22 protein-coding genes are annotated in these 23,090 nt (G+C 60.9%); 8 read left to right on the top strand and 14 right to left on the bottom strand.

Annotation, left to right across the window (positions count from 1 at the left end; translation table 11 throughout):
• Positions 1-11: 11 nt before the first annotated feature.
• On the bottom strand, positions 12-635 hold the full coding sequence (locus LAN70_15115; GenBank protein MBZ5512483.1) for an Ig-like domain-containing protein: 624 nt from the start codon (positions 633-635) through the stop codon (positions 12-14).
• Here LAN70_15115 and LAN70_15110 point away from each other — a divergent pair.
• From LAN70_15110 to LAN70_15085, 6 genes are all read left to right on the top strand, one after another.
• Positions 634-783: a hypothetical protein gene (locus LAN70_15110; protein ID MBZ5512482.1), complete on the top strand. Its 150-nt coding sequence runs from the start codon at positions 634-636 to the stop codon at positions 781-783. The two genes, LAN70_15115 and LAN70_15110, sit on opposite strands and share 2 nt — an antisense overlap.
• Before the next feature lie 189 nt (positions 784-972).
• Positions 973-1,620 (top strand): Ig-like domain-containing protein, encoded by a 648-nt coding sequence (locus LAN70_15105; GenBank protein MBZ5512481.1) that lies wholly within the window; start codon positions 973-975, stop codon positions 1,618-1,620.
• A gap of 27 nt (positions 1,621-1,647) precedes the next feature.
• Positions 1,648-3,888, top strand: coding sequence for a hypothetical protein (locus LAN70_15100; GenBank protein MBZ5512480.1), 2,241 nt, complete (start codon positions 1,648-1,650; stop codon positions 3,886-3,888).
• A gap of 105 nt (positions 3,889-3,993) precedes the next feature.
• Positions 3,994-5,118: a VWA domain-containing protein gene (locus LAN70_15095; GenBank protein ID MBZ5512479.1), complete on the top strand. Its 1,125-nt coding sequence runs from the start codon at positions 3,994-3,996 to the stop codon at positions 5,116-5,118.
• 89 nt (positions 5,119-5,207) lie between these two features.
• A complete protein-coding gene (locus LAN70_15090; GenBank protein ID MBZ5512478.1) occupies positions 5,208-6,539 on the top strand; it encodes a M23 family metallopeptidase in 1,332 nt (443 codons plus the stop codon).
• Between the two features lie 151 nt (positions 6,540-6,690).
• On the top strand, positions 6,691-7,971 hold the full coding sequence (locus LAN70_15085) for a BON domain-containing protein (GenBank protein ID MBZ5512477.1): 1,281 nt from the start codon (positions 6,691-6,693) through the stop codon (positions 7,969-7,971).
• An 809-nt stretch (positions 7,972-8,780) separates the two neighbouring features.
• Here LAN70_15085 and LAN70_15080 read toward each other — a convergent pair.
• The 3 genes from LAN70_15080 to LAN70_15070 form a co-directional block, all read right to left on the bottom strand.
• Positions 8,781-9,635: a hypothetical protein gene (locus LAN70_15080; GenBank protein MBZ5512476.1), complete on the bottom strand. Its 855-nt coding sequence runs from the start codon at positions 9,633-9,635 to the stop codon at positions 8,781-8,783.
• A 42-nt stretch (positions 9,636-9,677) separates the two neighbouring features.
• Complete coding sequence (locus LAN70_15075) at positions 9,678-9,998, bottom strand: hypothetical protein (protein MBZ5512475.1); 321 nt, start codon at positions 9,996-9,998, stop codon at positions 9,678-9,680.
• A 218-nt stretch (positions 9,999-10,216) separates the two neighbouring features.
• On the bottom strand, positions 10,217-10,429 hold the full coding sequence (locus LAN70_15070; GenBank protein ID MBZ5512474.1) for a hypothetical protein: 213 nt from the start codon (positions 10,427-10,429) through the stop codon (positions 10,217-10,219).
• A gap of 131 nt (positions 10,430-10,560) precedes the next feature.
• On the opposite strand from LAN70_15070, the gene LAN70_15065 reads away from it, so the two are divergent.
• Positions 10,561-10,899, top strand: coding sequence for a hypothetical protein (locus tag LAN70_15065; protein MBZ5512473.1), 339 nt, complete (start codon positions 10,561-10,563; stop codon positions 10,897-10,899).
• Positions 10,900-11,137: 238 nt separating this feature from the next.
• Here the strand turns inward: LAN70_15065 and LAN70_15060 are convergent, their stop codons facing one another.
• From LAN70_15060 to LAN70_15015, 10 genes are all read right to left on the bottom strand, one after another.
• Positions 11,138-12,559 carry a glycosyltransferase family 2 protein gene (locus LAN70_15060; GenBank protein MBZ5512472.1) on the bottom strand — a complete coding sequence of 474 codons (1,422 nt, stop codon included), beginning with the start codon at positions 12,557-12,559 and terminating at the stop codon, positions 11,138-11,140.
• Positions 12,556-13,761 carry a HEAT repeat domain-containing protein gene (locus LAN70_15055; GenBank protein MBZ5512471.1) on the bottom strand — a complete coding sequence of 402 codons (1,206 nt, stop codon included), beginning with the start codon at positions 13,759-13,761 and terminating at the stop codon, positions 12,556-12,558. The genes LAN70_15060 and LAN70_15055 overlap by 4 nt, the downstream gene beginning before the upstream one ends.
• Positions 13,745-14,938 carry a tetratricopeptide repeat protein gene (locus LAN70_15050; GenBank protein ID MBZ5512470.1) on the bottom strand — a complete coding sequence of 398 codons (1,194 nt, stop codon included), beginning with the start codon at positions 14,936-14,938 and terminating at the stop codon, positions 13,745-13,747. Before LAN70_15050 ends, LAN70_15055 begins: the two co-directional genes overlap by 17 nt.
• A gap of 313 nt (positions 14,939-15,251) precedes the next feature.
• A complete protein-coding gene (locus tag LAN70_15045; protein ID MBZ5512469.1) occupies positions 15,252-16,451 on the bottom strand; it encodes a restriction endonuclease in 1,200 nt (399 codons plus the stop codon).
• A gap of 10 nt (positions 16,452-16,461) precedes the next feature.
• Positions 16,462-16,848, bottom strand: coding sequence for a very short patch repair endonuclease (locus LAN70_15040; protein MBZ5512468.1), 387 nt, complete (start codon positions 16,846-16,848; stop codon positions 16,462-16,464).
• 4 nt (positions 16,849-16,852) lie between these two features.
• Positions 16,853-17,821 carry a DNA (cytosine-5-)-methyltransferase gene (gene dcm / locus LAN70_15035; protein MBZ5512467.1) on the bottom strand — a complete coding sequence of 323 codons (969 nt, stop codon included), beginning with the start codon at positions 17,819-17,821 and terminating at the stop codon, positions 16,853-16,855.
• A gap of 687 nt (positions 17,822-18,508) precedes the next feature.
• Positions 18,509-18,958, bottom strand: a complete 450-nt coding sequence (locus tag LAN70_15030) for a hypothetical protein (protein MBZ5512466.1) — start codon at positions 18,956-18,958, stop codon at positions 18,509-18,511.
• A 47-nt stretch (positions 18,959-19,005) separates the two neighbouring features.
• Positions 19,006-19,935 (bottom strand): carbohydrate ABC transporter permease, encoded by a 930-nt coding sequence (locus LAN70_15025; protein ID MBZ5512465.1) that lies wholly within the window; start codon positions 19,933-19,935, stop codon positions 19,006-19,008.
• Between the two features lies 1 nt (position 19,936).
• A complete protein-coding gene (locus LAN70_15020) occupies positions 19,937-20,941 on the bottom strand; it encodes a sugar ABC transporter permease (protein ID MBZ5512464.1) in 1,005 nt (334 codons plus the stop codon).
• Positions 20,931-22,259 (bottom strand): ABC transporter substrate-binding protein, encoded by a 1,329-nt coding sequence (locus LAN70_15015; GenBank protein MBZ5512463.1) that lies wholly within the window; start codon positions 22,257-22,259, stop codon positions 20,931-20,933. The genes LAN70_15020 and LAN70_15015 overlap by 11 nt, the downstream gene beginning before the upstream one ends.
• A gap of 312 nt (positions 22,260-22,571) precedes the next feature.
• Between LAN70_15015 and LAN70_15010 the strand changes: the two genes are divergently transcribed.
• Positions 22,572-23,090: an LUD domain-containing protein gene (locus LAN70_15010; GenBank protein MBZ5512462.1), complete on the top strand. Its 519-nt coding sequence runs from the start codon at positions 22,572-22,574 to the stop codon at positions 23,088-23,090.

The raw sequence follows: 23,090 nt of genomic DNA, 5'->3' as shown, positions 1-23,090 counted from the left end.
GAGATCTGCGATTACGGTGTTACGGTCAGCGTGGCCAGCGGGCTCGTCACTCCCGAAGCAGTCGCGAAAATGCTGACAGTTCCGGGCGCTACGCCCTTAGCCAGTCCGTTGGGGTCAATGGTTGCGATCACTGAGGAACTGCAAGCCCAGTTGAAGGTAACGCCGGTTACGGCGTTGCCATTGGCGTCCACCGCCGCCGCCGTAAACTGCTGGGTTGCATTCACCGCGATCGTCGCGGTTGGCGGCGCGATGGTGATGGAGGCTATGGGTTGTGTGACGGTGAGCGTTGCCGGGGCGCTGGTCACGCCGGACGCAGAAGCCGTGATCTGCGTGCTGCCGTTGCTGCGCCCCAGCGCAAGTCCGTTGCTGTCAATGCTGGCCACATTCGGCGTACTGCTCGCCCAGGCAAACCTCACGCCCGTGAGCGTATTCCCTTTCGAGTCTTGAGCCGTTGCCGAGAACGATTGCACCTGGTTGGGCGAGATGGATGCCTTTAGGGGCGTGATGTTGATGGTCGCCGGCGGTCCCGTCGAACTGGACGAGGAACTGCCCCCGCAGCTCGCAAGGGAAACGCTGAGAGCCAGCAAGCACATCAGTACAGCAGCGCGTCGAGTAGTCCTACGGGCAAGTGCCATGAGCATGATCTTGGAGGCCAACCTGGCCGTGGCGCAGGTGCAGAAGCGCGGCATGCGGTCGGCATCCGCTTTCAACCCTGCGTGCCACATTAAGTTGCCTGGCCGGCTGCACGATTCGTTTGCGGTAAATTGCGGCGCATCGCGCTGACACACATCATACGCGGACACAGCGCCTATCGGAAAGTCGGCAGCAGATGGGGAGTGTACCGCAAGATCTTCGGGAGATGGTAAACTTCTTGTGAAGCTTGTGTCCGCTGATCAATTCGCCCAGCAACTTTGCCCAACGCCAGGTGTTTGGAAGCGGCGAACCTCAGGATATCCAGGAGTTATCGCGCGCATGCGAACGCGTTTTTCCGCGACGCAGCCCAAGTCTCGTCTCAGCGCACATCGCTGGTGCTCCTTGCTGGCGCTGGCCGCGCTGCTCTTGCTGCTCTTGGGATGTGGGGGCTCTTCGACCGGCTCACTGGTCGCAATCGTCATTAGCCCCGCTACCAGCTTTCTCGGCATCAATGCCCAGGAGACGTTTACCGCAACGGCCCAGGACTCCAAAGGAAAAACCCTGAGTGGAATCACGTTTACCTGGACCAGTAATGCGCCCGACGTTGCCAGCATTGACAGCGCAGGCGTCGCCACCGCCCACACGGTCGGTACGGCTCAAATCACGGCGTCGGCATCGGGCGTGACCAGCGCGGCGGCGAACCTCAACGTCGTGAGTACGACCACCGCCGTCGCTTCCGTTTCGCTGACGCCACTCAGTTCCACCATCAAGGTCGGCCAAACTCAGCAGTTCACCGCCAGCGCCGTGGATGCCAGCGGAAATCCTGTCAGCGGGGTCACGTTCACCTGGCACAACAGCTCTGCCGGGGTTGCGATTGTCGGCACCAATGGGCTCGCGACCGGACTTGCCCCCGGCGTGACGATGATTAACGCCTCGGTCGGCACTGTAACCAGCCAGACGGCCACGCTGACCGTGACCGCGCCATAGTCGGATGGGCGGACTTCGGGAGACCTCATGAAGCACGTAGCTGCGGCGATTGCGATCCTTTTCGCCGCTACGATGACCGGCTGCAGCAGCAGCAGTACCAGCGGCACGGTTTCCATTTCCATTTCTCCGACCAGCGCGACGGTTGCTCTGGGACGCACGCAGCAGTTCACCGCCACCGTGAAGAACACCTCCAATACTGCGGTCACGTGGCAGGTGAATGGGACGACCGGCGGTAACTCGAACACGGGCACGATCACCACCAACGGCCTGTACACGGCTCCGCTCAGTCCCGCCTCGGTCACCGTGACCGTCGTTTCCGTGGCCAACACCACCCAGGGCGCCTCGGCAGCGGTGACCGTGGCGCTGCCGATCTCGATTTCGCCTACCACCGCCGCGATCGGTCTCAGCGGGACGGTGCAATTTGCCTCCACCGTGACTTTTTCCACCAATACGGCGGTTACCTGGCAGGTGAATGGCGTCACTGGCGGCAATGCAACGGTCGGCACCATCACTACCGCCGGTCTTTACACCGCCCCGGCGAGCCTGCCCAACCCCAATAGCGTCACCGTCACGGTCGTCGCCCAGGCTGATCCGACGCAAACTGTGTCCGCGACGGTGACCATCAATCCTCCGTCGCTGGTCATCAGTCCCACCGGGCTAACCCTTGCGGCCGGCGCGCAGCAGGCGTTCACCGCCACGGTGAATGGGGCGAGCGTCACCCCGGTTTGGAGTCTTGCTTGCCGGAGCCAGTTGCCGAGCGCCTGTGGGACGCTTTCGTCGGGCGGTTTATTTATCGCGCCGTCGCTGCCACCTCCGGGCGGGACGGTGACCGTCACGGCGAAGATGGCGGATGGCAGTGCGGTCCCGGCAAGCACCACTGTCTCGATCCAGTTTTCCAGTGCTTCGCTCGCCGGCCAGTACGCGTTTGCTTTCGTGATTCGCTCCGCCCAGGCATTGTCCGCGGAAGCGGGCACGATTACCTTCGATGGCAACGGCAACATCACCGCCGGCATCATCGATCGCAGCGACGATGGCGGCTCGCCCATTGCCATCAACGGGGGCACCTACCAGGTGGGCAGCGATGGACGCGGAACTGCCGTCGTAAACACGGCCCAGGGACTGGTTGCCTGGCAATTCGTTCTGACCAACCAACCGTTGGGGTTCGTCGTTCGTTTCGACAGCAACGGTGCGACCGCCAGCGGCACCCTTGAATTGCAGCAGGCAAGCAAATTCAACCTGGCCTCGATCCAGGGGAATTATGCGATGAGCCTGGTGGGCGTCAGCGCGGGCGCTTCGCCCGCCTTTACCGCCATGGTTGGAAGCCTGGCCGCCGATGGCGCCGGAAACGTCAGTCGCGGCATTCTCGACCTCAGCCGCAACGCCACCGTGACCACGAACGTGGGCGCTTCCGGCACGTTGACCTCTCCATCCTCGTCCGGCCGCGGAGTGCTCACCATCACCAGCACTCTCGGGGTTCAGACGTTCGCCTACTACCAGGTTGACGACACGCGTCTCAAGCTGGTTGAAATCGATGGCGCCAACGCCCTGGCCGGCGATCTGTCAATCGAGCCGGCGGGTCCCTTCGCCAATACCAGCTTCAATGGCCGGTTCGCTTTCACGGCGGCGGGCTCCAGGGGCGGGGCCTCCTTCGGGATGGGCGGCCTGTTCACCATGAACCTCGGCGGGATTACGAACCGGCTGCTTGATGGCGTGAACCAGACCGTGTTTGATACGCAAGGATCGTACGTGGTTACCGACTCTGCCTTGGGTCGCACCACCGTTACCTGGACCGTCAACAACGGAGCGATGTCGCAATTCGTGTTCTACCCGCGCAACGATGGCGGATTCGTGATGCTTGAGGTCGACGGAGGCGCGGCCGCCGAGGGCGTGGTTCTTCCGCAAACCGTGTCCGCTCCCAGCACTTTTTCGCTGCAGGGGAATTTCGCCGTCACCTTGGCAGGGGCCGAGCCGCCCAGTAGCGTCGCCAACGAGAGCATTACGGGTCACGTTGCTCTACCCGGAGGCGCGCCATTCACCGGCGTGCTCGACATTGTTGCCAACGGTACGGCAACCCAGGGGGGCGCCTTTACAGTTGGCGGTTTCACGGTGGATGTCAACACTGGCCGCGGATTTGCCACGGCGCTTCCCAGCTCAGCTGTCCTCAGCAATGCCGGCTTCATCCTGTACATTTTGGATTCCGACCAGGCGCTGATTCTGGAAACCGACAATGTCCGGGTGTTAACGGGTAAGATGGCACGGCAGGATTAGCGGCCGCCTGCGATTCCGTGATTGCCCGGCTAACTTTTTACCGCATTTCGTGTTAAGACCGTTAGGGACGGCGCCGCCCCGGCCAGCCTTGCAGGATCCACCAACGTGAAGCCACCAACCCAACACGAATGTAGCGGCAGGTTTCGGCGCTGGCGCCAATTCTGCTCATTCCTTTCCGTGCTCTCCGTTTGCGCCGCCTTAGCCCCGCTGAGCGCGCAACAAGTGCCCACGTTTTCATCGAACGTGAAGGTGGTGAACGTGCCGGCGACGGTGCGGACGAAAAAAGGCGAAATTGTCCGCGACCTCTCCAAGGATGATTTCACGCTGACCGACGACGGGCGCCCGCAATCCATCAAGTATTTTGCCAGGGAGAGCGATCTTCCACTCAGCATCGGGTTGCTGGTGGACACCAGCGGGAGCCAGCGGCGTCTTATCGAACAGGAACGAAGCGCCAGTTATGCCTTTCTGCAGCAAATGCTGCGGGTAGACCGGGACAAGGCATTTGTGATCCATTTTGAAGGCGAGGTCGAACTGCTGCAGGACCTGACTTCGTCGCGCCAGAAGCTGGAGTCGGCGCTGGACGCGCTGCAAGCTCCCCAGATGCAGAGCAGCCACGGCGGCGGCTATCCCGGGTCGGGCGGCGGTGGTGGGCGCGGGTCAGGCCGCGGCGGCTCGCGCGGCGGTGCGCACGGCGGTGGCGGCACCGCGCTCTACGACGCGGTTTTTCTCGCCTCCGATGAGGTCATCAACAAAACGGAAGGCCGGAAGGCGCTCATTATTCTTTCCGACGGCGTGGACAACGCCAGCCGCATCTCGTTGGAGCGCGCCATCGAATCCGCGCAGCGTGCCGATACCATGGTGTACTCGATTCTGTTCGCCGACTCGGAAGCCTACGGCGGCGGCGGCTTCGGAGGCAGAGGGGGCATCAGCGGCCCATGGGGCCGGAGCGGCGGCGGAGGCTACCCCAGGCCTCAACGTCGGGAATCCACCGCCGACGGCAAAAAGGTGCTGGAAAGAATCTCCAAGGAAACCGGCGCCCGCATGTTTGAGGTTTCCAAAAAGCAGCCCATCGGCGAGATCTATGCCCAGATCCAGGAAGAACTCCGCAACCAGTACAGCCTGGGTTACACTCCCGACCGCATCGAAGGCGGCTATCACAAGATTCAACTCGCCACCCGGCAGAAAGACTTGATCGTGCAGTCCCGAGACGGCTATTACGCGCGGCCGTAGCCTTCGCTTACGGAGAGCTCGGCTGAGCACATAGTGCACATTTGGCTGATCCCCCGCGCGCACCGGGTGTGCTAACTTCATTGTCCATCGTGCGAACCATTATCATTTTCATCTTCCTGGCGGCAGTTGCGATTATCGCCCTGCTTGTGTTGTCAGTCTCGCCGGTCCTCGTCTTGGCGCCTGCGGTCACCGTGCTCGGCCAAGCGACGCCGGTTTCGGTTCGCGTGAGCGATCCGCATGGAGTACGGCGCCTGGCGGCGTACGTAGAGCAGAATGGCGCCCGCTATCAGCTCGCGCAACAGATGCAGCCGGCGCGTCGAATCCTGTGGCAACGGCACCTGTCAGACGCCACGTGGGATTTCGCGGCCGGTGCGAAGACCACGCCACAACTGAAAGACGGCAAGGCGCGGCTCTTGGTCGAAGCAACCTCCAACGATTTCCGGGGAAGCACCGTGCGGCTGGAGCGCGAGGTGACGATCGTGACCCAGCCGCCCGTCCTCAGCGTTGACTCCGAGCAGCATTATCTCTATCTCGGCATGGCTGACCTGGTGTCCTTCAACCTCTCCGGTTACTCCACGGAGGCGGGCGTGAAGATCGGCAACCTGACATTCCGGAGCTGGCCCATGCCCGGCGGCAAGCCTGGTTTCTTTTCGCTGTTCGCGTTTCCCTGGGACGCGCCGGCCGGTACCGCCCCGGTTGTATACGCCACCAATCCCGCCGGCAATCAGGTGACCGGCCAAATGGTCTTCTCGTTCCCCAAGAAAGAGCAGCCCCGATACCGCGTACGCGACTTGCCGTTGGACGATCGCTTCTTACAAAAGGCCGTGGGCGAACTCGACCCCAATGGCTCGGGCGATCTGGTGACCCGCTTCCTGAAGATCAACGGCGAAATGCGCCGCGCCAACAACAAGACGCTTTCCGACTTGCGTTTGAAGACGGAAGCGCGGTTCCTGTGGGCGCTACCGTTTCAGCAGCAGCCGAACTCGAAGGTGGAATCCAACTTCGCCGACGTGCGGAATTACTTTTACCAGGGCAAGAAAATCGACCAGCAGGTGCACCTTGGTTACGACCTGTCGATTACGCAGCATGTGGGAGTGCAGGCGAGCAACGACGGACGGGTGGTGTATGCCGCGCCACTCGGCATTTATGGCAACTGCATCGTCGTGGACCACGGATACGGCTTGCAGTCTATTTACGGCCACTTGAGCGAGATTGCCGTGCATGAAGGCGACATGGTCAAACGCGGGCAGGTCATGGGCAAGAGCGGCCAAACCGGGCTTGCCGGCGGCGACCACATCCACTTCAGCATGCAACTCGATGGAGTGCAGATCGACCCCAAGGAGTGGTGGGACGCGCATTGGATCCGGGACCACATCGCAAAGCAGGTTGATCTGGCAGCCTCCGCGCCTGGGGCCAAGTAGCGGCGCCCGTTGGCCTTAGTACCTCCTGGTCCGGCGCGCCGAGGAACTTTTCTTGGGTGAGCGGGTTTATTCTGGTAACAGTTTTCCGGTTCTGGTGTGCAAGGTCCAGCGTCATATGTAAGAGTTGGCTCTGGGCAGGCAGGAGTGAGTGATGACGACGAAGCGTGTATCCATCGTGCTGATCGCGGCCGTGCTGGCGCTGGCTGTCGCCGTGGGCTGCAGCCGCGGGCGCAGCGACGCGCAGGTGATCGGCGAAGTGGTGACCAGGATCAACAGCGATCCGAAGATTTCCGAAAAACACATTTCCGTCATGTCCAGCAACGGTGTGGTCACCCTGAGCGGGTCCGCCGCCACCGAGGAAGAGCGCGCCCAGGCTGCCAACGACGCCGCCCAGGTCGAGGGCGTGAAGACCGTTGTCAACAACCTGCTGATCGCCGCGCCGCCATCGTTGCAGGCGAGCGAGCTGCCTCCGGCTCTGCAAGAACAGCCCGCCGCGAAGGCCGCGGCTCCCGCGCGCCCGGCCAGGAAGCCCTCCGCATATCGCGAAAACCGCCACGCCAGGAATGAAGCCAAGGGCAGCAGCAGCGACATGCCGATCGTCTCCTCGGGCCCGGCGGCCTATACCACCAGCACGGCCGCCATGGCGCCCATGCCGACCTCCAACGTGACCGCGCCGGTGGTTCCGCCACCGCCGCCTCCGCCGACACCCGTCACGATCGAGAGCGGGACGATGCTCAACATCCGCATGATCGATGCGGTGGACACCGGCAGAAATCATCCGGGTGACAGCTTCCGCGCCACCCTCGATTCGCCGATCACCATCGGTGACAAGGTCATCATTCCCGAAGGCGCCGACGTGGTGGGCCGCATTGCCGAGCTGAAGGATGCCGGACACTTTGCCGGCCAGCCGCAGTTGGCGCTCGAACTTGCCAGCCTGTCGGTGAACGGCCGTAAGTACACCCTGCACACCAACCAGTACACGCGGCAGGGCACGTCGCGCGGCGCCAGCACCGCCAAGAAAGTTGGAGCCGGGGCGGCCATTGGTGCGGTCATCGGCGGGATCGCCGGCGGTGGCAGGGGAGCCGCGATTGGAGCGGCGACCGGCGCGGGCGTCGGCGGCGGAGCGCAAGCCGTCACCAAGCCGCAGCAGGTGCGGGTCGAAACGGAAGCGCTGCTCAGCTTCCGCCTGGAGAGTCCGATTACGGTCATGCCGGTGAGCAGCCTTCAGCGCCCGCGCAACGATTACAGCGGCGGGTACAACGCGCCGCCCTCCGACCACAACTACAATGCGCCGCCGCCGTCGAGCAATGACAACGACATCATTGATTACTCGGACGATTCCAATCGCAGCAGCGACCCCAACCGGCCGGTCCTGAAGCGTCGTCCGCAAACCGACAATTACCAACAGGGCTACAGCAATCCCCCGGAATAGTTCGTGCTGCTTGAGCAGTTCGCGCTGTTAAGAGGATAAAAACCCTGCGAGGAACCTGCTTTTTGAATTCTTGCCGATGGCCTCGGCCAAGCGCAGGAACTGAACCTGAGGGTGCCCCGGTCATGCCCGGGGTTGGCTTGGCCGGGGTTTCTCCTCCGTGTCGGAGACCGGCCCACCCTTGCATCCTTAACTAAAATTCGATTTGCGTTTTCCTCATCGGGCACCTCGCTGTTCAAGTGGTTTCTACTACTTCCTCGGTCGAAAGGTTGAAAGACTCAGAGGAACAGAAGCGGCGAAGCCTTACTTCGCGGCTGCGCTCGTGGCTAATCCCGAGCCGAACTCGGCCGCTTGGAGGGTCTTTGGCTCGGTATCCAAGACGGCCGAATCGGCCTCGGCGCTGGCCAAGAAGCATCCGCTGCCATCTCCCGGCGATGTTGTTGCCTGAGTCGAAGGAATCGGAACAACGGGAGATGCCCCGCTGCCTGACAACGCGCTGCAGACCGACCGGAACCCGGCTCCGTGTTTGGAGGCGCTGAGCTTATTTTCACAGCTCTGCCTTGAGCCACTCGCTGCGGACGGGTTCCAGCGGCTCAGTGCCAGCCGTTAGCTCCTGAACGAATCGCCGCCGAGAACGGCCATTCCCGATCATTAGATCAAGATTCCTTTGAAGACCCGCGCCGCCCGCTCCAGGGGCAAGTCAGACAACGGCGCAAGCGGAGGCGACGGCTTTACCTTTACCCCGCTGCGTTGAGTCGGACGTTCCCATCGCAGTCGACCTGCTCCAGCAAGCTGTCCTGCATTCTGGCCGCCTATCCTGGGTCCCTGTCCCACACCACAAAGAATTCCTTTCCACAGTTATCACACAGCACGGGGACCGCATAGGCCCCTTTGTCATCACCTTGGTGGTAGTAAGGCACGCTGGGGCCGTTAGGAGGCGCGGCGATTCCCTTGTTCTGATGGCCACAATGAACGCAGGAGCATGGAATGAAGGATGCAGACAGGCCATACATTATCTGGGTGAGCTGCGCGGGGAACATGTCATCGGAGCCCTTGGCCAGTTTTCGCCCAAGGACCCGGCCGGCAAGACTGGCACGCCGGGGATCAGAATTCAGGCATTGCTGATAGACAGAAATCACCTTTTCCAGCGCCTTACTGGCGTCCGCCAGCAGCCGTGATGCTTCAGCGCGAACATCCGGATCATTGTTCTCCAAGTCCGCGAAGAGACTATCGAAGGCCTTGCCGAAGTCGGGTCCATCACGCCAGAGTCCGTGTGCCTGCTCTTCCATGGCCTGAAGCCTTGCAGCCTTTTCTCCGCCCTCAGCCTGGATCTGCGCCTTCCGCCTCCACTCCTGAGTCTCCTCGGTTACTCTGCGGCACTCCATAACGCGGTTGCGGTCATCACGCCTTTGAGCGATCTCCAGTTCCCGGGCAAGGTCGTCGAGGGCCGCATCATAGTTCTTGAGACTCCTGTGGCCGATCGCTCGGTTGCGTAAGATGGCGCAGATGTTGTAGGCGGTTGACTGCTTATCGATCAAGGTGAGCAGTTCGGTGTAGGTCTCAATCGCCTTTTGCTGCTCCGCATCCGACCACCCTAGTTTCTTCGCTTTCTCCCACAAACGATCGATGCGCTCATCCAAACTTTCGTTCCCAAGAAGTCTCTTCAAGACTCTCATCCCGATCCACCCTTGTCTGTTTTACACGTATACCTACTTCCAGAACTGCCACCATTTCTTTCCAAATTGTTGGCGAAGCTTTCGGGCAGTTTGCCGGAAAAACTCAGCTTGTTTTGGAAGCTGTTGTAGAAGCTCCTGGCGGAGCTGAAGCACTTGAGAATCGTCGAGTGCTCCTCGGGTGGCCCCCGCTTTTAGGCTTCTGACAAGAGTCTCCATCCCAGGGAGTGCGCTCATAAGTTCTGCGATCTGCAAAAACCCGGCGCGTACGTCATCTGGCGTTTGGCAGCGTTGCATGACAACAACGGCTTTCTCCTGTACTTCGGCGGTCCCTAGAAGCGTCTGTGCACTATCCATTGGATGACCTCCTTGGGCTTGCCTCCAGTTCCACTTTAGTCGCCGGTCTCCCTAACAGTGTGCGCCATTTCATTGCGGAAGGCGCGGCCCAGTATCAAACGTGGGCACTGGGGCCACAGTGATTGGGGTCACACGGAGGGGTGATGGGAAGGGCCTTCCGCGCTGGCGCACCCCTGTCCTGCCCGAACCCTGGAACATGCCCTTGCGGGTTCGGCCGGTCAGTGCGCGCGGCGCAGAAGCACGATCGAATCCGGAAGCTCCGCGACCAGGGTGTCGGCGTCGAGCGAGCCAACGACGGCGCCGAGCGAGATCGCCGGTCCGTTCTCAACCGTCAAGTCGGCGGGTTTCTGGAGGCCGGCGTCGGGATTGGAAGGATCAATGAGCCAGACAGGCCACTCGTCCGGGAGGCTTGCCCTTCGGAAAGTCGCCAATGTGCCTGCGAACCAGGATGCCCGAAGGGTTGCCTTCCAGGACGTGCTCAATGCGAGTGCGGTAGCTACCGTCGAAGTAGGCATCGCGCGTCAGCCAGCGAACGGCCTTCCCGTCGAAAAAGAGGAACTGCGTGCCCCAAGCGGCGACAGGTGCAGGCATTGGCGGCGGAGCGCAAGCCGCCAGCAGGCCGCAGCAGGTGCGGGTGGAATCGGAAGCGCTGCTCAGCTTCCGCCTGGAGAGTCCGATTACGGTCATGCCGGTGAGCAGCCTTCAGCGCCCGCGCAACGATTACAGCGGCGGGTACAATGCGCCGCCGTCCAACAACAACTACAATGCGCCGCCGTCGAGCAATGACAACGACATCATTGATTACTCGGACGATTCCAATCGCAGCAGCGACCCCAACCGGCCGGTTCTGAGGCGTCGTCCCGGCACCACCGACCAGAGCAGCAACAATCCGCCGGAGTAGGAAGGAAAGTCAGAAGTAAGAAGTGAAAAAGTCTTCAGTCATCAGTCTTCGGTCTTCAGGCTTTCCCTGACGACTGAAGACTGACGACCGAAGACTTTTCTTCAGGCTTTCACTGACGACTGAAGACCGACGACTGAAGACTTTTCTTCAGGCTTTCCCTGACGACTGAAGACTGACGACCGAAGACTTTTCTTCAGGCTTTCACTGCCGACTGAAGACTGACGACCGAAGACTTTTCTTAGTTCTTCGTTCCTCCAGCGGCAGGGGCGAAGTGCGTCCGCTCCGCCGCTTCCCACTTCACGTTCCCGCGCATGTACTGCCACATTCCCTGCAGCCGCCAGACCATGTACATCTGGCGATAGGGCAGGTGTTCGGCAAAGCAGTACAGCAGCAAGCGCGCAACTTCCGTCCAACGACCGTATCTGCGGTAGGTAACTTCCTCCAGCACGACCGACCCGATTGAGATCATCGTGGCAAAGGCATAGCCGAAGATCATGAACTTGACGAAGAACTCGGCGCTGAGCACGCCCAGCATCAGGGCCAGCAAAATGCTGGCGTAGCCGATCGCTTCCATCACGGGCGCGCACAGTTCGAAAATCCACAGGTAAGGCAGGACGACGCAGCCGAACCGCCCGTAGCGCGGCTTCAACACCATGTCGCGGTTGCGCCACAGCACATCCAGCAGGCCCTTTTGCCACCGGGCCCGCTGCCGCGACAGGGCACGCAGGCTTCGTGGCACCTGCGTCCAGCAAGTCGGCTCCGGCACGAATCCAATGCGATACTGCTCGCGGTGCTCCAGCAACGAGCGGTGCATGCGCACCACCAGATCAATGTCCTCGCCGATCGCCTTGGGCCGGTAGCCGCCGATCTGCAGCATGGCTTCGCGGCTGAACACGCCGAATGCGCCGGAGATGATGGGCAGCATGTTGGCGCGTCCCCACGCCTGCCGGCCGATGAGAAACGCGCGCAGGTATTCGACCACCTGGATGCACTCCACGGGACTGCGCGGCAGGCGGATTTCGCTGACCCGCCCCTCCGAAACCACCGACCCGTTCAGCACGCGCACGATCCCGCCGGCGCCGGCAACGCGCACCGGGTCGGAGAAGACCTCCGCCATGATGCGCAGCAGCGCATCTTTTTCCAGGATCGAATCCGCGTCGATGACGCAGACATACGGCCCGGTGGCGGCGTTCAGCGCGGCATTGGTGGCATCGGCCTTGGTGCCGCCCGCCTGCTTGTCGAGCACGATCAATCGCGGGTCCGCGTCGCTGGCGTACACAGCCCGCACAGGCGCGCACGCTACCTGCGGCAAGTAGAGCAGGTTCGCGGGCCGCAGCCGGAATGCCGATGTCAGGCAGGACAGCGTCTCATCCGTCGAGCCGTCGTTGACGACAATCAACTCCAGCGACGGATAATCCAGCGTCAGCAACGCGCCCACGTTTTCGACGATGTTGGCCTGCTCGTTATGCGCCGGAATCAGGATGCTGATCGGCGGGGTGAATGGAGACAACTCCAGTGTCTCCAGCCGCAGGCTGCTCAAACGCCGCCGGTGCCGCAGGCTGGCGAAGATGGCGGTGATCAGCAGCGCCAGGTAAAAAATGTTCGACAGCAGGAAATAGAAGAACAGGATCCAGTTCGAAAGTTGCAGTAGTTTGATCATGCCACGCCTGCCGTTTCTTTTTCCGCTTCCACTGCCGGCTCCAGGGCCAGCCGCGAGTGCGCCGCTCGCAGCGCGGCCGCCAGGCGTTCCGCCTCAGCTCCTGGCGTGCGCTCCACCTCGCTCAATGTTTCGGCGAAACGTCCCGAGCGCTCCAACTCCGCCACCACTGCCTGCAGCCCGTAATTGTCTCCCGCACCGACCACCTGCCGCAGCACGCGCGCCATGGTCTGGCGTGAATTCATCAGCGCCCACGCGGCCCGCTGCCGGACGTGACGATTCCGATCGGCGAGGGCGCGGATCAGCACCGCCGTGGCATCGGCCGCGTCGAACGACCCCAGGGACACCACGGCGCGCAAGCGCACGAACCACTCCGCGTCGGAGGCCAGTTGCGCCAGCGGCGGCACCGCGATCCGCCCTTCGGCCTGCGACAAGCCGCGCGCGGCGGCGGCCCGTATTTCGGGCGAGGCATCGCTGGCCAGGACCAGCATTTCATCCGTCATGGACGGGTCCGCCAGTTCCGCCAGTACCCTCGCCAGCAATTCGCGTTGCGAACCCTTCGCATGGACGATGTGGAGGAGCAGCACGCCGGGTTTGCTGCGGCAGCAATTCAACAGGGCATTCTTCAACACCGGTCCCGGGACCATGAGGCGGCCGTCCGTCCAGCGGTCGAGGATGGGGATGGCGGCTTCCGGGAAGGCGAGCTTCCCCATGCCGCGGACCGCCGCGATCCGGGTCTCCATGTCGCCGGAGTCAAGCGCCTCGGCCAGCGCGGGTACCGCTTCCCGGGCGCGAGTCCGGCCGAGGGCCACCAGCGCTCGCCATCGCTGCCAGCCCTCCGCCGTGCGCGCTTCCTCGATGCGCCGGTCAATCAGGCCTCTGTGCCGCAGGCAACTCACCAGGCGCGGCAGTTCCTCCCCATTGCTTACCTCGATGCTGTCCAGCAGCATGGTTTCCAGCACCTCGCAGGCAAGCGGGTCGAAGCGCCAGGTTTCCGGCAGCACTTTGCCGCTGATCAGGTCGTTCCATCGTTGCCGGATTTCAAACGTCTGCCGTTCCCGCCGCGCGAAATAGCGCGCGCGCACCCACCGCCGCAGCAGGATGAAGATCATCAGCGCCGAGATTCCCGCCAGGGAGACAACAATCGCCTTCAGCACGATTGCCGCCGGCGCCAGCCGCGCCATCCATTCAGAAGCGGAGCCCATAAAAGAATCCCACGCTGGTCTGCGTTCGTTGCTGCGAACGCGCTTGATATGCGACGTATCCGCCGACGTCCTGCCGGGCGTTGATCTGGTACTTGAGGCCGCCGGCGAAGGTCCGTGCCGAGAAACGGCCGACCTCGTCCACTTTGGCGAAATTCTCCGTCCCGACGCCGAATGAAATGTTTCCGCGCAGCCGTTCGGAGCGCAGCGGGAACGACAGCCGCGTGTTTCCCGACGGCTGCCACTGCGCTCCAACGATGGGGAACGAACTGCGCGCGGCCACCACCGTCAGTGACCACATCCAGTCCCGCGGAAGATAGAAGATTGCCGCCGAGGTCAGCGTCACGGCGCTGGAGTCGCGATACCAGAACCACTGCGGGCTGAAGCTGAACTCAATCCCGCGCACCAGGCCGCGGTTGCCGATGCGGAAACCGCGGCCGTACTCCAGCGCAAGTTCCCGCCGCGGAATCACGCCCTGGTCGTGGCCGGCGCCCCCGCCCACGGAGAACCAGTTCTTGCCGACGCGGCGGCTAATGCGCGCGGTCAGCCGTTCGGCATCGGCGCCGAAGCGCTGGTAGGTGGTCGAAGAAAAGGTTGTGATCCAGTTCGAGGTCCAGCGCGAAATCAAGACCACGCTTTGGGCGGCTGCGCTGTCGGTGTAATTGAAGGTGTCGGTATCAACGCCGAACCGCAGTTCATGGCGCCGTTCGCCGGACAGGGATTGCAGGCCCGCCCGTGCTTCGCGATCGTTCGGATCCAGGCGCAATGCGGCCTGGTACTCGGCGCGAGCTTCCCGCAAACGGTTCAGGCGTGTCAGGATCCGCGCACGCCGGTCGAGCACGTAGGATTGCGGCGGCAGAATCGTGCGCGCTCGATCCAGGACACGGAGCGCCTCGTCGAGCTTGCCTTGCCAGGTCAGCACGTCCGCCAGTCCGGCCATGACCTCGGCATCCGCCGGTGCTTGTTCCAGCACCCGGCGGTATTCGCTCTCCGCCTCTGCCCAACGCCCTCGCCATGCCAGCAGGCGCGCCCGCCAGGCACGCGCTTCCAGATCGCCGGGATTCGCCGCCAGACGCACGTCCACCAGCGCGGCCGCGCGGTCGAGATTCTTATGCTCGACCTCCGAGCGCACGGCGTTTTGCCAGTCCGATTCTTGCGCCATCACAAATGCGGTTGCCACCACCAGGCAGGCGCTGACATGAAGCAGCCGTGTCCGTCGTGTTGCGCCGGCACTCCGCACCCTTCCATTGTCGTGTCGCAGGGTCGGCGGGCGTGCGCTTCGTTACCTTCGATTGTGCAGGCTTGCTGTCATTATGGGCATGTTCCCACAACAGAAATGTGAAAGGCGTCCAGGCACTTCTGACCAGAGCAGCAACAATCCGCCGGAGTAGGAAGGGAAGTCAGAAGTTAGAAGTGGAAAATTATTTTTGGTTTCACTTCTCACATTCACTGATTCTCGGCGAGACCGCACCGCATACCCTGCCGCGAGTCAACTAATTCTGTTTTCTTTTCACGAACTCAATGAAAGCTTTGAGACTCCACACTTCACGTCGTTGGACCGGCGGATACGTTTCACGGAATGCCTCAGGGATGACGAGCTGTACATGCCGCGTCGTCATTTCGGTGATCTGGTCGCGAGATATTGCCGCTTCAAGGGTGCACAGGTGTTTTGTGCGTATCCGATTCGCCTCGGTGAGTATTTGACGCCACCTGTCCTTGAGCGTTGATTTCGCCCCAAGCATTACGAGCAATTGCGAGTCGACCTTTTCATTGTGGTAGGCTTTTGCGCTGGGAAATAGGAAGTCCGGCCTATTCTTGCCTTCGGTGACGGCCTGCGGTTCGTACTGGACGCGGTTCGCGTCAAAAAGCGCGGCGAGATTGTTTTGCAGTGAATATCCCATCCTCGACTTACGCCGATTCTGCACCGACAGGGAAAATGCCACGAATTCATCCACGCTCGCAAAACCCTTTCGGACTTGCTCCTCAACCAAAATGCGTTCGAGGGCTCTGAACAGTTGTTCTTCGCGCTGCAACCATTTCACAAGAGTATCGTCCGCATTCGCAACATCAACACCGACAGTGTGCTGCCGAGCAAAACGCGACATTACACGCGTAGTTGGAAACGTTCTCTTGAACGTCCGATATACCAATGACGCATCCTGGTCGCTCGTGGGGAGTAAGACGTCTTCTACCCCAAGCTCCTCCAGAACCTGCTGTCCGACTATGCCCAGTTCTGTGCTCGAAAGCTCTTTCCGCGAGAGCAATTCGAAATTCGCTGGATTCAGACTGCTTACAACAAACAGGCGTTCTGCCGCACGAAGCCATGCAGAGCTTTTCTGCAGCACCAACCCGTGTATTTCTGGAACACTTGCAGCGGTCCGGATGAGGACAAGCACGTCCCCGTCGTCCGCACGATGGAGAAAATCTCCTACGTAATACAGTCTCCACTCAGTTCGGCTCGGATGTTTAGCTCTGGCATCGTAAAACGTAAAATCCGACACTTCCCGGACAGGCTCTTCATTGTCAGCTAGACGATGCCAAGTGATCGTCCCTCGCGTCACCTCTCCGGTGCCAAAAAACTGGCGAAGAGCGACGACTCCATTGATCTCATGTTGATTAGAACCACGCTTCGGCAGATCGACGTTGACCAACTGCTTATACACTGCCGCGGAAATCACGTCGGCCAGGTTCATGTTGTCAGCTCTAGGTGCTGATTAGGTCGCGTAGCGCGCGCGCCAATGTTTGCATTTCCCAGTCGAGGTCTCTCTCCAACCGGCACTCCCACAGTACGAACGTGTTCCATCCAGATTTCTTTAGCATCTGGATTTTTCTCCTGTCATTGACGCGGTTCCCGAGCAGCTTCTCTTTCCAAAACGAACTGCGAGTCGTGGGCAGGACCCCGAGCTTACAACGGCGGTGGTGGTGCCAGAAACAACCGTTTACGAAAATCGCCGCTCGGTACTTGCGCAGTACAATGTCAGGCTTCCCAGGCAGAGATCGCACGTTCACGCGAAAACGGAATCCATCCCGGAACAGACGGCGCCGCACTAGAATTTCTAGTTTCGTGTCCCGGCCTCGTATCCGAGACATCACTTCACTGCGTTTTGTTCTGGTGAATACGTCCACTCGGCTCGAATTCCTTGAATAGCCGTCTGCTGAAAACCCTGCCTCGCAAAGCTCGAACCACTTCCTTGGCTACGGCATAAACTGCCGGCACGACGACGCTATTTCCAAACTGCCGATATGCCTGCGTGTCAGACACAATAATTTTGAAGCGTGTGGGAAAACCCATAAGCCGTGCACATTCTCGCGGAGTTAAACGTCGTGGGCTCATACCCGGCCCTCTTGGGATGAGTATCTCGGAACCGTCCTTGTAGTACCGTGCGCTGAGTGTTCGTGAGGTACCGTCGAGTTGCACCAGCCCGTAGCCGAATCCGTTTCCAGCGGCGCGGTGTTTGGCAGCATAGCGTTGAAGGTATGCCCAAAGATGGTCGCTTAGGACGTACTTCAATGGGGCATTCCGCTCGAGAATGTCGGATATCTTCGTGGGTTTGTGTCTCAGCACCGGCCAAGAGAAGCGCCTGGGATCTCGGAACCCGATAATGAAGATCCTTTCCCGGTGCTGCGGCACGAAATATCGCGCGTCAATGACCTTGAACTGTACGTCGTACCCCAGCTCATCCGCCAGAGTCTCATAGATCACTCGAAACGTTTTGCCGCGATCGTGCCCGAGCAGGTTCTTCACGTTCTCTAAGACAAACGCTTTCGGCTGTTTGTCCCGAATGATCCGGGCCACGTCAAAGAACAACGTGCCTTGAGTTTTGTCTAAGAATCCGTGCGGCCGTCCTAAGCTGTTCTTCTTCGACACACCAGAAATCGAAAACGGTTGGCAAGGAAAACCAGCGAGCAGAATGTCATGCGTCGGAATGTCGGAGGATGCAACCTTGGTAATGTCGCCGACCGGCGTCTCACCGAAATTCGCCGCGTAGGTCTTCTGCGCGAATTGGTCCCACTCGCAGGAGAATACACAGCGACCGCCGGCTCTTTCAAACGCCAGTCGCATACCTCCGATGCCAGCGAACAGATCAATAAACTTGAATTGCTGACGCACGTTCCTTGTATATACCTGCCTTGCGTTGAGGAATCAACCTTTACATTGAACGACCTCGAAGAGTCTCCGGCATCACCAAAGGCCCCGAACCGCCTCAGCGACAGCTATTAACCGACAACCCCATTCCCAGTTCTGCAAGCCGCACAAAACACGCTGCAAATTTTCCGCGCTCGTCACAGACATCTCTCTCCCAACCCGCTAACCTGTTTTTGCGCACAATGCGCGGAGGTGCTTGTGTCGCTCACGACCGCTGTTTAGTTCTTTGACAACTTGAGCTGCTTCGTGGGCGTGAGCGAGCGCCAGCGAGCGGGAGCCCGCAGGCCGAAGGAACTGCATTGCACTATTAGTTATCTTTCACCGCGCGCCGGCAGCGCCAGAGTTGCCTCAACGGTACACACCACCGTTCCAGGTAACCCTCGGTTATCGGCCGGTATCCCGGCGGTATCCGGGAATGTCCATTTGCCAGCAACTGCCTCTTGCCGTGGGCCTTGCGCCTTGGGCCTCGAGCCCGAGGGGGGAGGGGGGTGGGTAAACACCCGACGAGCGGCGTTAATACCTGCGAAGTTAAGCTTGGCCGCACATACGGTCGGCAATTTGGATTCGGAAGCGTGCTCACGCAGGACGAACGCCGGCGTTGGCCTAGTGGGCTTTATTGATCACGATATCAATCTTGCTCGACCCCACAGGGACGGGGTTACCCGCATAAGTGCCGTCGAACGTGCCGGGACGCGGCGGGCCCACCATACCGGAAGGATCGATCCGGGCCGTTACATACAACTTCCCCCGGAACGATGAACCTGTGAGAGTGATATCTTCGGCGGAAAGCTTGTACGAGTAGGGAAAACCCGCACCGGCTTCCCGTTGGACCACTAAGGCCGGCTGGCTCGGATCGGATGAAGTCGAAGCGAAGATCAGGAGCAGTGGCGCCTTGCCCACCTTGTCCGTTAACTCCGGGCTGAGGGTGATGGTTCCCGAGATCTCGCCGCGCGGGCCGGCGTTCGCTGCCGCCGCCGCAGTGTTCTGTTCCTGCTTCTTGCTGCAGCCGCTCAATCCGGCCACCATGGCAAAAAGAATGACGGCCAGAATCATCGTCCGGCTTGCCGTGCGATTCCTCCGCGATTCCACTTGGACCTCCTTCAACCTTTCACCGCGCCGGTCATGCCCGCCACGTAGTGCTCGACAAAGAACGAATAGATCAGGGCCACCGGCACCGACCCCAGCAGCGCGCCCGACATCAGCTCTCCCCAGTAAAAAACATCGCCTTTGATCAGTTCGCTGACCACGCCGACCGGGACGGTTTTATTCCCCGCATCATAGATCATGATCAGCGCATACAGGAACTCATTCGCCGAGAGCGTAAACGCGAACATCCCCGCCGATAGTACGCCCGGCAATGCCAGCGGAAGCACAATCTTGACCATCGCCTGGATTCGCGTCGCTCCGTCCACCATCGCTGCCTCTTCCAGCTCCTTCGGAATGGTCCGGAAATAACCCGTCAGAAGCCAGGTGCAGAAGGGAACCTGGAAGGTCGGATAAGCGATAATCAGCGCCCACGGCGAGTTCAGCAGGTTGGTGTGCAGGATCGGCATATTGCCGATCACGTCCGAGAGCGGAATGAAGAGCAGCGTGGGCGGCACCAGGTAGGTGATGAAGATCAGGATGCCCAGCGTGTTTGCGCCCCGGAAATTGAGCCGCGCCAGGGCATAGGCCGAGGTGATCCCCGCGAACAGCGAGATGGCCGTGGAAACGATCGCCACCAGCAACGTGTTCTCCAGCCAGCGCACGAACAGCGTGTCCCGCAGCAGCGACCGCCAGTGGTAGGCGCAGTTCTCCATCAGCGCCGATCCGTCGAAGTGCAGCGTGCGCACTTGCTCCACCACCGTCGTCGTACACGCCACGGGAATGTACGGGTTGACCTCGCGGTTGTAGGTTTCGTGCGTCGATTTGATCGACGTCACGAACATCCAGTAGAAGGGGAACAGGGCGAAGAGAACAAATAAGAAAAGCGGCAGATGAAAAAACGCCAGCCGCTTGGCAAAGGTCTCGCCGACCACCTTGCTCGCCATGCTATGCCTTCTCCCGCCGCAGGTAGACGAGCTGGAAGATGATCATGACGGTAAGTATTGGCAACATGAAAAGCGACACCGCCGCCCCCAGTCCCAGCCGCGACCCGACCATCGCCACCTGGTACGCGTAGGTGGCAAACAGGTGCGTGCTGTTCGCGGGGCCCCCGCGCGTCAGCACGTAGACGATCTGGAAGTCGGAGAAGGTCACAATCACGGAAAAGACCAGGACGACGATCATGATGGGCTTGATGCCCGGCAGCGTCACATGCCAGAAGCGCTGCCACCCGTTGGCGCCGTCGATCATCGCCGCCTCGTACAGCTCCGGGCTGATCGTCTGCAGACCGGCGAGAAAGGAGATGGCGAAAAACGGCGTGCCGCGCCAAATGTTCACAAACGTAACCGACGCCAGCGCCAGCGTCGGGTTGGCCAGCCAGAGCGGCCCGCGGAAGTATCCCCACCCCATCCAACTGTAAAAATGCCGCAGCGTCCAATTGATCACGCTGAAGTCGGGGTCAAAGATCCAGAGGAAGGCGATCGAACTGAGCACCGTGGGCACGATCCACGGCAGCAGCACGGCGGCACGCACGATGCGCTGCAGGCGGGTCATCCGGTTGAGCAGGACAGCCAGCCACATGCCCAGGGCCCACTTGATTACCGTCGCGACGCCCGTATAGGCGAAGCTGTTCCACACCGTGCCCCGGAAAATCGCATCCTTGGTCACCAGGTCTACATAATTGCCCAACCCGACGAACTTCACCTGCGACCACGCCATTCCGATCTGTTTGTTGGTGAGGCTCATCCAGACGCCCCAGGCGAACGGGTAGGCGATGAAGAACAGGATGATGAACCCGGCCGGCATCATCAGCAGGTAGCCAAGCACATTCGGCCGCTCCAGCAACTCTAGAGCGGCCTTGTACCTGCTTTTTCCTGGCTTCCCTGGTCCTTGCTCGGGATGCGATGTTTCCGTACCGACCTGGGGCACGGTCCCTGCCGCGTCACGCACCATAGATGGTCTTGAGCTGCCCCTCGGCCCACTTCAACGACTCGTCCGGCGTCATCTTCCCGGTGGCCACATTGGCCAGCATGTCGATCAGCACGTAATTCTGCACCACCCGGGCAGCGCTGGCGTCGGCGGCGCCTTTCCAGCCGACATGCTGCGCTTCCAGGAGATGGTCCCGGTAAGGCTTCAGCGCCGGGAACATGTCCCACATGGCGTCTTTCATGTAGTCCTTCAGCGCTGCCGCCTGGTACGCCTGGCCGCGCCGCAGGTACTTTGTGAACTGCTCCTTGTCCATCAGCCAGCGGATGAACTCTTTGGCGACGTCGGCGTTTTTCGAATACCTGGGGATCGCTAACTGCTGGCTGTAGTGGTAGTGGAATATCCCGGCAGGACCGGCAGGATTCGCCACGTGCAGGATGTCGTTCACTAGCGGGGAGCCTTTGTCGTCCAGGATCACCTGGTTCGTCGCCGTCAGGTAGATGCTGGGTGCGTTGTTGGTCGCGGCGATCGATCCCGCCAGAAACGCGCGATTGTTGGCCGAATCGTCCCACCCCGCGCCCGCCGGATCCATGGCATCGTCCCACAACGCCTTGAAGAACTTCAGTGCCTCCAGCGTTTGTTTGCTGTTGATCGTAATGCGGCCCTTCTCGTCCCGTTCCGCTACGCCGTAGCTCCAGAGATAAGGATAGGTAAAGTCGACCGCATCGCCGAAGGTGTGCCCGACCGTCTGGCCGATCGGATGTCCCGCCGCCTTCCACTTTTTCCCTTCGCGCCGCAGTTCTTCCCACGTCTTGGGCCACTGCGCCGTCCCCGCCGCCTTCATGTACGATTGGCGCGCCACGAAAATGTTGGGAACGATGGTGTGCGGGACCGCGTTGAACTTTCCGTTCAGCATCGCATCCGCCTTGGCGTAGGGGATGTATCCGCCATACTTGGACTCGAGCGCGGTGCAAATGTCGGTGACGTCAACCAGCGAATCGCCGTACTGGTTCTGCCAGTTATGGAAGAACTGGATGATGTCCGGCCCTTGCTTGCTCTCGATGGCGGCGGCGGCGCGGGCGGGAATGTCGTTGGCGTTGATCTGCTCGATCTTGACCTTGACCTTGCTCTGCTTGCTCCACTCTTCGCCTTGGCGCAGGATCTCAACGTCGGCCGGCGGCGAGAAATTCTTCCACAGCAGGAAATGGAGCGACCTCTCCTGCGCGAAGGCCGGGGCTTTCCCCAATACTCCGGCGCCCACCACGGACGCTCCCGCCATGCCGGCGATTTTGACAAAGTCGCGGCGCGTGATTCCTCGTTTGCTGGATGCTTTTTTCTTGGCCATCACTTTCCTCCTGGAGAGTCCAAGGGAGCCCCTTGATCCGGCACAATTCACTGCCCATAACACGAAGTTGTTGGCCGGATCCCTACGAATGCCCCACGCCTGGAAGGCGTTCTGTGCGGCATGATATATGCTGTTTACAATCGGTTTGTCAATCGAAACTACAAAGTCAACCCGCAAACACGCGAATGGGCGCGGCTTTTAGCGCATTCCGCGCGCAGCGAGGGTCTAGGCTTGTTTTTCAATCGGCAATCGACAATCGACAATCGGCAATGCCTTTCGCATCCGTAAACCGATAACCGATAACCGATAACCATGTCCCTGCTCGATGCCTTCGAAAAATCGGCCACTGCTGCCGCAGCAACGGTCGAACGTGTCCCCCGCGATCCCGATCAGATTGCCGCCGCCGTTGCCCGCGTCGCGCCCGCCGGGCCCCTGGCCGTCGCCGCACCTCTTTACGTGCCTGCCGATTTGTTCGACGCCTGCCGCCGTCTTCCCGGTGCGTTTGACGCACGCAGCCGCAAGGCAATGGACGACTGCGTGGTCGGCATCACCGACGCCTTTGCCGGCGTGGCGCACAGCGGTTCCATTTGCGTCTGCATCGATCACGACTATGCCGGCTTCATCAGCCTGCTCTCCCGTTTTCATGTTGCGGTGCTGCCCGCCGAGAACATCGTCGAGCGTCCCGCCGACCTGTTCCGCCCCGACCGCCTGAACGGCGATGGTCTGCGGCGCAACTTCGTCTTTATCACCGGGCCCAGCGCCACCGCTGACATGGGACCGCTGGTGCGCGGGGTTCACGGCCCGCATCGCCTGCACGTCATCGTGGTATAG

The organism is Terriglobia bacterium (genome assembly GCA_020072845.1).
Classification (GTDB): Bacteria; Acidobacteriota; Terriglobia; order Terriglobales; family Acidobacteriaceae; genus JAIQGF01.
This window is presented reverse-complemented; position numbering and strand designations above follow the sequence as displayed.